Origin of the sequence: Moraxella sp. FZFQ2102 (assembly GCF_024137865.1) — a bacterium.
Lineage (GTDB): Bacteria > Pseudomonadota > Gammaproteobacteria > Pseudomonadales > Moraxellaceae > Moraxella.
Map to the genome: position 1 here is coordinate 1948870 of NZ_CP099960.1, position 13746 is coordinate 1962615.

General features: G+C 45.3%; 10 protein-coding genes and 2 tRNA genes. 2 read left to right on the plus strand and 10 right to left on the minus strand.

Annotated features, from left to right (window positions below):
* Positions 1-17 precede the first annotated feature (17 nt).
* From NGM44_RS09170 to NGM44_RS09205, 8 genes are all read right to left on the minus strand, one after another.
* A complete protein-coding gene (locus NGM44_RS09170) occupies positions 18-1166 on the minus strand; it encodes a sugar transporter (protein ID WP_253223364.1) in 1149 nt (382 codons plus the stop codon).
* Positions 1167-1267: 101 nt separating this feature from the next.
* Entirely contained in the window at positions 1268-2770 is a 1503-nt protein-coding gene (rimO, locus tag NGM44_RS09175) for a 30S ribosomal protein S12 methylthiotransferase RimO (RefSeq protein WP_253223365.1), read from the minus strand.
* Between the two features lie 338 nt (positions 2771-3108).
* A complete protein-coding gene (locus NGM44_RS09180; protein WP_253223366.1) occupies positions 3109-4497 on the minus strand; it encodes a DASS family sodium-coupled anion symporter in 1389 nt (462 codons plus the stop codon).
* Between the two features lie 560 nt (positions 4498-5057).
* Positions 5058-5134: transfer RNA gene (locus NGM44_RS09185), tRNA-Asp, on the minus strand.
* A gap of 4 nt (positions 5135-5138) precedes the next feature.
* Positions 5139-5214: transfer RNA gene (locus NGM44_RS09190), tRNA-Val, on the minus strand.
* Positions 5215-5432: 218 nt separating this feature from the next.
* The gene (locus tag NGM44_RS09195) at positions 5433-5921 is read right to left on the minus strand and encodes a glutathione peroxidase (protein ID WP_253224670.1); all 489 of its coding nucleotides are present in this window, start codon (positions 5919-5921) and stop codon (positions 5433-5435) included.
* Between the two features lie 31 nt (positions 5922-5952).
* Positions 5953-6657 (minus strand): Smr/MutS family protein, encoded by a 705-nt coding sequence (locus NGM44_RS09200; protein ID WP_253223367.1) that lies wholly within the window; start codon positions 6655-6657, stop codon positions 5953-5955.
* A gap of 78 nt (positions 6658-6735) precedes the next feature.
* Positions 6736-7809 carry a 3-deoxy-7-phosphoheptulonate synthase gene (locus tag NGM44_RS09205; RefSeq protein ID WP_253223368.1) on the minus strand — a complete coding sequence of 358 codons (1074 nt, stop codon included), beginning with the start codon at positions 7807-7809 and terminating at the stop codon, positions 6736-6738.
* A gap of 320 nt (positions 7810-8129) precedes the next feature.
* Here NGM44_RS09205 and NGM44_RS09210 point away from each other — a divergent pair, with 320 nt between their 5' ends.
* Both NGM44_RS09210 and NGM44_RS09215 read left to right on the plus strand, forming a co-directional pair.
* Positions 8130-9122: a polyprenyl synthetase family protein gene (locus tag NGM44_RS09210; protein ID WP_253223369.1), complete on the plus strand. Its 993-nt coding sequence runs from the start codon at positions 8130-8132 to the stop codon at positions 9120-9122.
* A 290-nt stretch (positions 9123-9412) separates the two neighbouring features.
* Positions 9413-11449: a UvrD-helicase domain-containing protein gene (locus NGM44_RS09215; protein ID WP_253223370.1), complete on the plus strand. Its 2037-nt coding sequence runs from the start codon at positions 9413-9415 to the stop codon at positions 11447-11449.
* A gap of 124 nt (positions 11450-11573) precedes the next feature.
* Here the strand turns inward: NGM44_RS09215 and NGM44_RS09220 are convergent, their stop codons facing one another.
* Together NGM44_RS09220 and NGM44_RS09225 are read right to left on the minus strand one after the other, a co-directional pair.
* Entirely contained in the window at positions 11574-12179 is a 606-nt protein-coding gene (locus NGM44_RS09220; protein ID WP_253223371.1) for a glutathione S-transferase N-terminal domain-containing protein, read from the minus strand.
* 38 nt (positions 12180-12217) lie between these two features.
* A complete protein-coding gene (locus NGM44_RS09225; protein WP_253223372.1) occupies positions 12218-13396 on the minus strand; it encodes an MFS transporter in 1179 nt (392 codons plus the stop codon).
* Positions 13397-13746: the final 350 nt, after the last annotated feature.

Here is a 13746-nt window from a genome sequence, read left to right on the forward strand (position 1 = left end):
TAAAAGCATGGCGGTTGTCATGCTTTTTTTCTGTATAAAAACACCCCAACCGCACCTATCAAAATCAATGCACCCACATAGCCAATCATTGGTAAGCCAAATCCTGCAATCACAAGACCGCCAACCATCGCACCGCCACCAATACCGACATTGAAAATTCCCGAAAAAATCGACATGGCGACATCAGTGGCTTTTGGTGCAAGTTTTAGCACGCGAATCTGTAATGACAGTGCCAAAGCGGTCAGCGATACGCCCCAAATAAACACCAAAACTGTCCAAATACCCTGTATGTCAGCCATCGGCATCAAGCCAACAAGTCCAATAAGCATACCGCCAAATGCTATGGTAATAAATCGATCACCCAGTTTTTCGTAATATCGACCGAACAAAATGCTTGCTACAATCCCAGCTGCGCCAAACAGCAGCAAAGTCATCGTCGCAAAATCTGCACCAAAATCTGTGATATCAAGCACAAATGGCTCAATATAGCTATATGCAGTAAAATGCGCTGTAACAGTCAGCACAATCATGGCATAGACGGATAACAAGGGCTTGTTGTTGATGACGCTTGGTAGGCTAGATAGATTCCCTGAATTTTTGGCAGGTAAGCGCGGTAGTAGATAGGCGAGCAGTAGCATGATAAACATGGCAATCACACCAATCATCCCAAAACTGGTTCGCCAATCCAGTGCCTGACCTAGTACACGACCCAGTGGCAAGCCTAGCACGGTTGCCAATGCACTGCCTGTGGATAGTAGTCCCAATGCTTGAGTTTCTTTACCAATGGGTGCTAGACGCACGACAAGGCTTGCAGTGATTGACCAAAATACTGCATGGGTAATCGCCACGATCGCACGGCTCACAAGCAGCATGGTAAAGCTGGTAGCAAGGTATGAGACGATATGACCGATGGCAAATAAGCCAAAAAGAATCAACAGTAGCTTTTTGCGTTCGATGGTAGCGGTCGCAAGCATCATTGGCAAAGATAGCACAGCAACAATCCATGCATACACAGTCATCATGATACCTGTTTGGCTGGCAGTCATACCAAAGCTGGTACCGATGTCTGTCAGTAGGGCGATGGGGATAAACTCAGTGGTATTAAAAATAAATGCGGATAACGCAAGAATAATGACAGGTAGAAAGCTTTGGTTGGTGTTGGTCATGGTTAGTTATTATTTAGTTATCATTATATGAGATAAAAAAAGCCATTCAGCGAATGGCTTGTGGTAGATTTTGGGTGGTTATAAAGTTATTTAAAAGCGAATCAAGAACCAAAGCTTGCAAACAAATCATAGTCGCTGGCTTCATCAATCGTCACCGTCAGCATATCGCCAGCTTTGACTGTCGTATCGATATTGTCCACATACACATGACCGTCAATCTCAGGCGCATCAGCATAACTACGACAGATGGCGATATTTTCTTCGGTATCAATCTCATCGACGAGCACGACTAGGCGTTTGCCCACTTTTTCGGCAAGCTTTTCACTGCTGATTTGTTGTTGAAGTGCCATCAGTTGTTCATAGCGTTCTTGTTTGATGTGCTCAGGTACAGGGTTTGGCAAGTCATTCGCCACCGCGCCTTCGACTTCTGAATAAGTAAAGCAGCCGACACGATCAAGGCGCGCTTGTTTTAGCCAGTCAAGTAGGTATTCAAAATCTTCTTGAGTTTCGCCAGGGAAGCCCACCACAAAAGTTGAGCGAATGACGATATCAGGGCAAATCGCACGCCATGCACGGATACGCTCAAGGGTGTCTTCGCTCATTGCAGGGCGTTTCATGGCTTTTAGCACACTTGGGCTGGCGTGTTGGAATGGAATGTCAAGGTAGGGTAACAGTCCGCCTGTACCGCCTGATTTTGCCATGCTATCCGCCATGAGTTGTACGACTTGATCGACATGGGGATAAGGATAAACATAGTGCAGACGCACCCAGATGCCTAGCTTTGCCATTTGTTCGCACAGATCAAAAAACTTCGTCTTAATCGGCTGACCATCCCAAAATACCGTCTTGTATTTGGTATCGACACCGTAGGCAGAGGTGTCTTGGGAGATGATGAGTAGCTCTTTGACACCGCTATTTTTGAGTGCGACGGCTTCTTTTATTACGCCATCGATGGTACGACTGACCAAATCACCACGCAATGATGGGATGATACAAAACGTACAGCGATGATTACAGCCTTCTGAGATTTTTAGATAAGCATAATGCTTGGGTGTCAGCTTGATGCCTGCATCGTTGATGAGATCGATTTTTGGATCATAAGTCTTTGATTTGGCAGGTTTTGGTACATGATGAGTGACGGCTGATACCACCTCATCATAGGCGTGTGCACCAGTGACCGCCAGCACCGATGGGTGCATGGTGCGGATTTTGTCGGCATCTTTGCCCAAACAGCCAGTGACGATGACTTTACCGTTTTTGTTGATGGCTTCACCGATGGCATCGAGCGACTCTTGGACGGCCGACTCAATAAAACCACAGGTGTTGACCACGACCAAATCCGCACCGTCATAATCTTTGGCGACTTGGTAGCCTTCACGAGTCAGCTCGGTGATGATGCGTTCGCTATCCACGAGTGCCTTTGGGCAGCCCAAGGACACAAAGCCAACTTTGGGTGCACTGCCTGAGGCTTGTGCAATGGCGGCAGCGGATTCATCAATGCTGCGGTTTTGGTTATGATTGGCTTTATGGTGATAGGCAGGCGTGTTGGGATTTGGCGTTTGGGCTGGGTTTTTTGGATCAAATACGGTTGGCGTGCTGGTCATAGTTGGCTCTTGGCTGACTGATTTTGAATAAAATTGCTTATTTTAGCATAAAATGCATAGGAATTGTATGGGGTGGTATGGTGTGGTGTGATTGATTGGGTCGGTAATGGATAAGTAATAGCAAAAAATCATCTTATACTGTCAAAAGTGTTATTAGGTAACTTCTTATTTTTGGTTAAAGCATCAAACTAAAATCAACTAAGTCACGGAATTTAAGACACTAAGCGGTTTCTGCTACTAACTACCAAGAATCGGGGTGAGTACCACCATGCTGTAAATACAATATCTAGAATCAAAAAAATCAGCATAGCGATCGCCATGCTGATTTTTTGTCATTCTTATTTCCAGAAGAAATAAGCCAAGCCGCCAATGATTAATACCGAGCAGATGTTTAATAGCAAGCCGACACGCACCATTTCTTTAAACTTAATATGTCCTGTAGCAAAGACAATCGCATTTGGTGGAGTGGCAATTGGCAGCATAAAGGCGCAGCTGGCACCACAAGCGATGATGGCAGCAAGGGCAATCGGTTCAATGCCCAGTGATTGTGCAACTGCGATAAAAATCGGCATCAGCAAGGCAGCACTTGCGGTATTGGAAGTAAATTCGGTCAAAAACACGATAAATGCCGTCAAAGCAAGCATAATCACCAGCCAATGTTGGCTAGAGACCAAATGCACGATGGTGTCTGCCATGATTTGGCTTGCACCCGAGTCTTTGAGCACCACGCTCAGTGTCAGACCGCCACCAAATAGCATTAAAATACCCCATTCGACACGCTCTTGGATTTGCGTCCAAGTCGCCGTACCTGCTACGATCAAGGCAATCACCGCAACCATCACCACGACACTATCAAAGCTTGCGATTTTGCCATCTAGACCCAAAACGCCTGAGATGATTGGGTTGATGATTGAGCCAAAGCACAGCAGCAGGACGGTGGTAAAGAAGATGATTAGGGTGGTTTTGTTTTGTGGGGTGAGTTTGATGGCATCGACTTTAAAGTCGAATTTGGCATTGAGATTTGGGCGCAAGACTACCCATAGTGACAATAGCATACTTGGCAATAGTAGCAGCATAACAGGCATGCCGAATTTTAGCCATTCGGCAAAGGTAATATCCAACTGTGATGCCAAAATACCATTGGGTGCACTACCAACCAAGGTGCCGATACCGCCAATATTGGCACTAAAGGCAATGCCCATTAGGACAAATGAGTATGTGCGACGATCTTCAGCGATATTTACACCACTTAGGATGCCTATGGTCAAAGGCAGCATCATCGCAGCCACGGCAGTGTTGTTCATCCACATGGAGATAAAGGCGGTAGCGAAAAACAGATAAAATACTGTCTTTTTCAAATTGCCCTTGGCAAGCTTGATGATAAAATGCGCCAAGACTTTATCCAAACCTTGAATTTGCAAGACCGCTGCCAAAACAAAGCCGCCAAAAAACATAAAAATAATCGGCTCAGAAAAGGTGGCAAAGGCATCTTTGGTTTTTAATAATCCCATGCCGATGGCTAAAATAGGAATCATCAGCGCGGTAACGGTGATATTAAAAGCTTCGGTTAGCCATAAGACGCCAGCAAAAACCAGCAGCGCCAAGCCCTTATTTTCTGACGGGCTAAAAGGTAGCGTGTGAATCAATATGAAAAATAAAATCAAATCCAAGGCTAAGATGATTAAGCCTCGATGTTTGGATTGCTGAAATTGCGAAAACAAATTCATCAACATACTCCTAAATAAAGCACAACAGCCACTCAAGTCTTGCAAAGTGAATCAACTGTATTTCATTGTGAACCGCCAGCCTATCCATCTGCACCATATTGCTAAATCAGGCGCAGGGCTGCGGCATCATTTTCCATGGTTAGATTATTATTGTCTAAATGGTGTAATTTTGAATTGAATAATAAAAGTAGGGATGCAATAGGGAGTCATCCAAATTATTTATACAAATTATAACATAAACAGATGATTTGTGGTGGGATTCGTGTTAGCTAAAAAAGGAGTAATTTTCCCTTCTTTTTCTTTCCATCAAACCCCACCCCAACCCTCCCCTTGATTAAGGGGAGGGAGCCGTATCTTGTAAGCATTAGCTGAAAAGGAACAGCTCCTCCTTTTCAAGGAGGAGGCTGGGAGGGGGTTGCCAAAAAAAAGATAAGATTGAAAAAAGAAGGAGGTGATAATGCCAAAGCTTAAAGCAGGCGCGAAACCACCAAAAGAAAAAATCCCCAAGCCAGGGGAGACTTGGGGAGAAAGTGAAAAGCTTATAAAAGCTACACTAAAAGTGGCGCAGCGGACGGGGCTCGAACCCGCGACCCCCGGCGTGACAGGCCGGTATTCTAACCAACTGAACTACCGCTGCATAGTGGTGGGTGGTAACGGGATCGAACCGCTGACCCTCTGCTTGTAAGGCAGATGCTCTACCAACTGAGCTAACCACCCTAAAATGTCTTTTCCAATTTGGAAAATTGATACTGTGTCAAGGTATCACATTTTAAGTCTAGAACCAAACACGCTACAATGTGTTGCTGTGTTCGTTCGTTGTGGTGCGTATTATATAGAAATTTACACAGGTGTCAAACATTTTTTTATCAAAAATTTGATAAATTAGTGATAAAGTTTATAACTTATTGAAAATTAATAACTTATTTTCATCAAACTTAGAGCGATTTTGCTAAGGCTGTCTCGATATCTGCTGTCAAATTTTCAGGCTTGGTCATTGGTGTATAGCGGTCGATGACTTTGCCATCACGACCGATGAGAAATTTGGTGAAATTCCACTTGATGCCATCGGTCAAGAGTCCGCCTTGCTGTGATTTGAGCCAAGTATAAATCGGGTGAGCGTGCTCGCCATTGACATCGATTTTTTGCATCATCAAAAATTCGACGCCATAATTTCTTTGGCAAAATTCACCAATGGCAACACCGTCATTGGGTTCTTGTTTGCCAAATTGATTGCACGGAAAGCCAATCACCACAAGCCCTTGTTTATGATATTGTTCATGTAGGGCTTGCAGTCCTGCAAACTGTGGGGTGAATCCGCATTCGCTTGCGGTATTGACGATCAACAGTACCTTGCCTGTAAAGTCAGCAAAATTGATGGTATTACCCTGTAAATCTTGGGCGCAAAAGTCATAAATGGTGGTCATGGCGTTGTCCGTATTCGTGATGGCTTTGATGTTATTGCTCAAACTTCTTACGCTTTAATAGCACGAGCACCGCGCCATTACCGCCGTCATTGGCAGGGGCGGAGACGAATGCCATGACATCGCTGATTTGTCGTAGCCAACCATTGACGCAGGTTTTGATGATGGCATTTTTACCTTTGCCGTGGACGATTTTTACCACGGTTTCGCCATTAGTCATGGCATTGTGAATCAGCAGCTGTACGGCATTGCGCGCATCTTCAATGCTTGAGCCGTGCAAATCCACCGCATCATACCAGCGCAGTTTGCCTTGTTTTAGCTGCTCGAAGATTTTGTTTTGTAGTGTTGGATTTTTATAAGACAGATAAGCTTCGCCTGCCACAGGATTAAGTAGCGCTTGCATATCAGACAGGTTGCCGCCGATGTCTTCTCCGCCTTCAGCAGCAGCGCGGCGGCGTAGGGCATTTTCGTCGGCTTTGGCAGGTTTGTGAAGCACCACTTCATCGGTTTTTAGGGGCGCAACCCCGCTCATCGCCTGCATGAACAGCACTTTATCTTCGTCGATTTGTTCATGATTGAAGCGCTTGACTTCGCCCGCCACTTGCTTGGCGTTCATCAGTGCGACAGGTTCGGTGGGTTTGCCGGTTTCGCTGTCAGGCTTTGAGCTTGGCTTGGCAAGGGATTTGAGATTGTCGTGTAGTTCTTTGGATAATAAATCTTTAAAGCTTGGATTTGACATGGGATGCTCTGAATAATTTTGATCAATATATAATGACAAAAACCGTCAAGGCGACGGCTTTTGTGTGGTGTCCTGCGATTAGCGGTTTGGCAGATGCTCTTTGACTTCTTTAGCAAAGCTGCGTAAAGTCTCAACTGTCGCTTCCCAATCTAGGCAGCCATCGGTGACTGATTTGCCGTATTCTAGATCTGCAAGATTGGCTGGGATATTTTGGCGACCGCCTTTTAGGTGGCTTTCGATCATCAGACCCATGATTGATTTGTTGCCTTTGGCGATTTGACCTGCGACATTGTTGATGACCATCGGCTGTAGGTATGGGTCTTTGCCGCTGTTGGCATGGCTTGCGTCGATCATGATTTTGCCATTGGTTTTGCCTTTGGCAAGTTCATTTTCGGCAGCGGCGACGGCGGTTTCGTCATAGTTTGGCTTGTCATTGCCGCCGCGCAGCACCACATGGGCGTACTTGTTACCTTTTGATTTGATGATAGCCACTTGACCATCGGCTGACAGACCTAGGAAGCTGTGACCTGATTGCACCGCTTGCATGGCATTGACCGCGACCGTCATGCTGCCGTCAGTACCGTTTTTGAAGCCAACTGGGCAAGACAGACCAGAGCTCATCTCACGGTGTGTCTGCGACTCGGTGGTGCGCGCGCCAATGGCTGACCAGCTGATCAGATCTTGCATATATTGTGGTGTGTTTGGATCTAGGGCTTCGGTAGCGCACGGCAGGCCTTTTTCGTTCAGCTCAAGCAATAGCTTTCTTGCGATGTGCAGACCTTTTTCGATGTCGAAGCTGTCGTTCATGTCTGGGTCATTGATCAGACCTTTCCAGCCTGTGGTGGTGCGTGGTTTTTCAAAATAGACACGCATGACGATGAACAGCTCATTTTTCAGCTCTTCTGCAAGCACTTTTAGTTTATCTGCATATTCATGTGCTGCCACAGGATCATGGATTGAGCAAGGGCCGACCACGACCAGTACGCGCTTATCGATGCCATCTAGGATGTTTTGGATGGTTTTGCGGCCGTCTAGTACGGTTTGGTACGCGGTATCAGATAGTGGTAGCTCGGCTTTTAGGCTGCTTGGTGTAATTAGCGGAATGATTTTGTCGATGTTCACGTCGTCGATGTCTTTATTTTGGGTGATCATAATGGGCTTTCCTAGTCGGTGGGTTTGTGGCTACAAAGGGGCAGCGTCACAAAATTTCATGCCACATTATGCCTGTTGTTGGCGTGTATTACAAGCACTAATGTACACTTGGTTTAGAAAAATATGTCAAATAGTTATGAAAAATAGTTCTAAGCAAACCAACTGTATGAGTCTTGCTGGATTGATTGGCTAAAATACAAAGGATTATACACTCAATTTAATAAACCCATTGCATAAGCCAAGTCATGGAAATTTTTTGAGTAACTGCCGCGCTTGTGGTATGATAAAGTGATTTTTTCAATAATAAGTTTGAGCGATTTATGACGACTTCTACCCCGACTTATGCCAATATCCAATCGATCGTCGCTGAAGATTTTGCCATCATGGATAAGCAGGTTTTTGGCAGTCTGAATTCTAAAGTGCAGCTGGTGATGAGTGTATCTAAGCATGTCATCGATGCTGGCGGCAAGCGAATGCGTCCGCTGATCACGCTTTTGACCGCGCGAATGCTACAAGATGTACAAAGTGAGCAGGCGATGCAGCTGGCGGCGATCACTGAGATGCTGCACACGGCGACACTGGTGCATGATGATGTCATTGATGCGTCCGGTATGCGCCGCGGTAAGCCGACGGCGAACGCCACTTGGGATAATCCAACGGCGGTGCTAGTGGGGGATTATCTGATTGCTCGTTCATTTAATTTATTGGTAGGATTTAATAATTTACCCCTGCTTAAGCTGTTCAGTGATGGGACTTGTGACATCGCTGAAGGGGAAGTATTACAGCTGCAGCATCAGCACAACCCACAGACAGTAGAAGCTGATTATCTACAAATCATCGATGGCAAGACTTCGCGTCTGTTTATGATGGCGACCAAGGGTGCTGCGATTTTACAAGGTCGTGATGAGTATCTGGATGATTTGGGTGCGTTTGCTTATCATTTTGGTAATGCGTTTCAGATGATTGATGATGTGCTGGATTTCACAGGTGATGTGGCGGTGATGGGTAAGAATCTTGGCGATGACTTGGCAGAAGGTAAGCCGACATTACCAATCATCAAAACTTTAGAAATTCTAAAACAAAATAATGATGTACATTATGATACGCTGCGTATCGCGGTGCAGACAGGCAAGGTAGAAGATGTCAGCCTGTTGATCGGGCTTGTGCAGTCATCAGGTGCGCTGGATTATTGCAAATCACGCGCGCTAGAAGAGACACGCCTTGCTCAAAAGGCGCTTGAGAACCTACCTGCTAACCGCTACCGTGATGGCTTATATCAATTGACGGAGCTTGCGAGCAGTCGATTGGTGTAAAATCCTTATAAAAATCAGCCATTTTCAAAGTTTGAGTTGAAATTGGCTGATTTTTTGTGCTTAAATTTTGGATTTTACATTTTTTCCTATGAAAAGTGTGGTGAGATAACATTTTTTCATAGGAAAAGTGTAATTAATTATTAATAATTATAATATAAATTTATAAAGCTAATTAATATAATATCAACTACCATTAACAAACCCAGCAACAGCAGTAAGAAACTTCCCACAATCCGAAAAAAATCTCGTATAATAAACAGTTTTCACAATCATCAAGAAGTATCAGCACTATGAGCAAACTCAATCCAAGGCAGCATGAAGCGATGATCCATGTGTCAGGGCCTTTGTTGGTTTTGGCGGGCGCAGGGTCGGGCAAGACTTCGGTTATCACCCAAAAAATCGCCCATCTGATCCAAAATTGCAACATCCCAGCCGATCGCATCACGGCGATGACCTTTACCAATAAGGCGGCGCGTGAGATGAAAGCTCGTGTGCAAAAGCTGCTCCCAAGCGAGAAAACGCGCGGTTTGACGGTTTCGACATTTCACCATTTTGGCTTACAATTCTTACGATTTGAACTAAAAAATACACCACTGAAATCCAATTTTTCGATCATGGACAGCGATGATTCTAAGCGACTTTTGACTGAGCTGATGATGCGCGACAACATGAGCGGTGCGGAGAGTCGTGAGCTTGTCGGTAAAGCGATTAAGATGATTTCTGATTGGAAAAATGATCTTGTCGCCCCTGAAGATGCTGCTGAGACTATTGACAATCCTGAAGAAATGATGTTTGTGCATCTGTATGCCTTATATGAGCGGAATTTGCGCGCGTATAATGCGGTGGATTTTGATGATTTGATCGTGATGCCAGTGCGGATTTTGAGCGAAAATAAAGAAGTGCGCGATAAGTGGCAAAATCGCATCCGCTATTTATTGGTCGATGAATACCAAGATACCAACACCGCGCAGTATGAGCTGATCAAGCTTTTGGTCGGTGTTACGGCGCGCTTTACTGTCGTTGGCGACGATGATCAATCGATCTATGCGTGGCGTGGCGCGAAGCCTGAAAATATGGCGCTATTAAAAGAAGATTTTCCATCATTAACCGTGGTGAAGCTTGAGCAAAATTACCGCTCGACCAACCGCATTTTGAACGCTGCAAACTCAGTAATCACCAATAATGAGCATATCTTTGAAAAGGCGCTGTGGTCGGATAAAGGGCATGGCGAGCTGATTCGCGTGGTGACTTGCCCAAGCGATCTTGATGAAGTGGAACGCGTTGCTAAGGAAATCTTAACGCATCGCTTGCGTCATGGTAATACTTGGGATCAATATGCGGTGCTGTATCGCAGTAATTTTCAAGCGCGAATCTTAGAAACTGAATTGCGACAGCTTGATATTCCTTATAAACTATCAGGCGGTACATCATTCTTTGCACGCACCGAAATCAAAGACATCATGAGCTATCTGCGGATCATTATCAATCCAGATGATGATGCAGCATTTTTAAGAATTATTAACACACCAAAGCGCGGTATGGGTTCGGCAACGCTTGAGAAATTGGGACTGCTTGCCCAAGAATACGGCATTTCGCTGCTGTCTGCGTGCAGTCATGCAGGGCTAAAAGCGGCAGTGGGCGCAAAGGCAAGCAATACCTTGGCGGATTTTGGCGAATTTATCGAACGCTATACGCGCGATCTATATGACAATCCTGATCCGATGCCGCTTGTGCGTCAGATGATTGTTGAGACTGGCTACATTGACTATATTAAAGATGATGCTAAAACGCCGCAGCAAGAAAAGGTGCGCCTTGATAATATCGAATCACTGTACTCAAGCATCACAGCGCTGATCAATCGCGCTGAAGATGAAGATGAGCAAACCATCGATGCGGTGATTCGTAAGCTTGTGCTGCTTGATATGCTGGAGCAGCAGCAAGAAGAAGAAAATACCAATAAGGTAAACTTAATGACCTTGCACGCCGCTAAGGGTCTTGAGTTTGACTTTGTGTATATCATCGGCTGTGAAGAAGAGATTTTGCCACATCGCAATTCGATCTTGACCGACAGCATCGAAGAAGAGCGGCGGCTGATGTATGTGGGCATCACGCGCGCGCGCCTTGAGCTGACGCTGCTACTTGCCCAAAAACGCCGTGCTGGCAAAGATCTAAAAGCCACAACGCCATCGCGATTCTTAGACGAATTGCCGCTTGAGCATATCGATTACCCTGCCAAAAAAGGCGCGGTCAAAAAAGACTCCAAGCAAGTGGCAAGTGAATATCTTGCTAATATTCAAGCGATGCTTGCGGCGAAGAAGAAGGGGTAGATTGATATACTTAAAAATAAACCCAAGCTCATCACTTGGGTTTATTTTTACAAATCGATTTTGCTTTTTGGTAGGGCTTGCAGGGTGCATTTGTGCACAGATATTTGATTTTAAAGTAAGTTTTTTACAAACCCATCACACTCTTCGGAAGCTTCTCCAGCGCATCCGCCGAAGTTTTTCGTATCAGCTCATCATTGCCAAAAGCTGCAACCGCTTGTTTATTTATATCGCTTAAGCTGTCATAAATTTGTGGTAAGCGCAACTCAAGCCACGCAAGCGCACAATACAGCGCGATGTCGCCTGCACTATGCTGAAACTCAAGCGGTGGTAGGGCGGATAATGCTTGCTGCAATAAGGTATTGGAACGCGTGACCAAAGGATGATCGCCACAATCACTCTTGCCAAAATGCACGATGGTAAAACTGCGCACGCCTAGGTGTAACAGCCCCAATGCCTTACTGAGTGTAGGCAGTGTCTGAGCATCAAACGCTTGTGGTACTAAGGCTTGTAGCACCAAAGCTGTTTCGGTGATGACTGTACCATCTGCCAGCACCAAAGCAGGCACTTGGCTTAAGGGATTGGCTTGGGTCAGCTCACTTGGTGTCTGCCACGGCAACACAAATTCAAGCTTGGCATCCACGCCGTATAGATGCGCAATGCTGATGATCATCCGTGTAAATGGCGATGTGGTGCTGACATATAAAGTGGGTTTTTGGATATTATTCATCATATTTTCCTAATTTTCTATTAACTTAAAATTTATAGAAATCAATCACGACCACGCATAAAAATCAGCACAATCATCAAGGCAATGGCTTGCAGTAGCAAAATCGCCATCACTGTCCAATCCCACTGTCCGCGCGCATAAACCAAAGCACAAATCCACGCGCCGATAAAGCCGCCGCCATAGTAGGACATATAATAAATCCCCGTGGCAAGCGATCGCCCTTGTGAGACATGGCTCGTCAGATAGGCGATGGTTGCCGACTGTGTCACGAACACGCCTGACGACATCAAAGTCAGTCCTGCGATGACGACCCACAGCGGCGTCGCCAAAGTCAGCGCAATGCCGATGGCGGATGTGACCACAGCGGCGATGATGGTCGTAGTCGTGCCAAAGCGCGCCGTGACTTTGGCTGACATCGGCGTGATGACCATGCCGATCAGATAAATACTAAAAATATTGGCAAGGGCTGCGGTGCTTAGCTGATATGGTGCGTTCGCTAAGTGCAGATTAACAAAGGTAAAGCAGCCTACCAAGGTAAACAGCACGCACGCGCCCAGTACGCTACTGCTGATGACATGGGGATTTTTGGTGTGGGATAATAGCGTCTCAAAAGCGTTTTTAAAGCTTTCGCTGATGATGAAATTGCGCGATTTTGGCAAAGTTTTCATCACCCACAGCGCACCAATCAGCGTACAAATCGCCATCACGCCATAGCCATAACGCCAACCGATAAAATGCTCAAGATGTCCTGCAAAAAACCGCCCGCTGAACCCGCCCAGCACCGTGCCTGACACATACAGCGCCATCATTGTCGCCAGATGCTCGCTGTATTCTTCGCTGATATAAGCGATCAGCACCACCGTAATCCCTGGTACGCTAATCCCTTGTAAGAACCGCCACACCGTAATCTCTCTCATGCTGCTACTGATGCCGATGAGCCCTGTGGGAATGGCAAGCAAAAATAGCCCGCCGACAATGAAAGGCTTACGCCCCAAGCCATCAGACAGCATCCCCATAAATGGCGACATCACCGCGATGGCAAGTACCGTTGCGCCGACCGCCATCCCGGCTTCGATCTCATTGGCATTCAAATCATGAATCAGCACGGGCAAAATCGCTTGCACTGAATAGACTTGTAAAAAGGCAAAAAAGCCAATCATGGCGACGGTGAATTTCTCTGCCAAAGTGGGCGCAGCTTTGTGTGGGGCGATGGTATTCATGATTGATATAAAATTTACAAAAATCTTAGGCATTGTAACACAGTTTGGTATGGTTGCAATGATATATCAGTTATAAAAATGGGTTTATAGATTTCGATGATGAATTGGGCAGGATTGATGGGAAAATTTTTAAAACAAATTGAAATCATTTAAAATGAATATATTTTTAATAAATTTTAATAAAATTCTATAATATTAATCAGATTTATGCATCTTGATAAAGATGTTTTGTAAAAATAATATAAATTTATTTAAAAATATCCACCCAAAATCCTTAAGCAAAAACCGCCAAAACTCCCCAAAAATCTGCTAAAATAATGCGATTTGTAGAATAATTATCATTCATTCAT

What these genes read in the sequence shown, in the direction of transcription:
- NGM44_RS09170 (WP_253223364.1), bottom strand. Translation starts at nt 1,166, where the DNA reads ATGACCAACACCAACCAAAGCTTTCTACCTGTCATTATTCTTGCGTTA.
- rimO (WP_253223365.1), bottom strand. Translation starts at nt 2,770, where the DNA reads ATGACCAGCACGCCAACCGTATTTGATCCAAAAAACCCAGCCCAAACG.
- NGM44_RS09180 (WP_253223366.1), bottom strand. Translation starts at nt 4,497, where the DNA reads ATGAATTTGTTTTCGCAATTTCAGCAATCCAAACATCGAGGCTTAATC.
- NGM44_RS09195 (WP_253224670.1), bottom strand. Translation starts at nt 5,921, where the DNA reads ATGACCACCATTTATGACTTTTGCGCCCAAGATTTACAGGGTAATACC.
- NGM44_RS09200 (WP_253223367.1), bottom strand. Translation starts at nt 6,657, where the DNA reads ATGTCAAATCCAAGCTTTAAAGATTTATTATCCAAAGAACTACACGAC.
- NGM44_RS09205 (WP_253223368.1), bottom strand. Translation starts at nt 7,809, where the DNA reads ATGATCACCCAAAATAAAGACATCGACGACGTGAACATCGACAAAATC.
- NGM44_RS09210 (WP_253223369.1), top strand. Translation starts at nt 8,130, where the DNA reads ATGACGACTTCTACCCCGACTTATGCCAATATCCAATCGATCGTCGCT.
- NGM44_RS09215 (WP_253223370.1), top strand. Translation starts at nt 9,413, where the DNA reads ATGAGCAAACTCAATCCAAGGCAGCATGAAGCGATGATCCATGTGTCA.
- NGM44_RS09220 (WP_253223371.1), bottom strand. Translation starts at nt 12,179, where the DNA reads ATGATGAATAATATCCAAAAACCCACTTTATATGTCAGCACCACATCG.
- NGM44_RS09225 (WP_253223372.1), bottom strand. Translation starts at nt 13,396, where the DNA reads ATGAATACCATCGCCCCACACAAAGCTGCGCCCACTTTGGCAGAGAAA.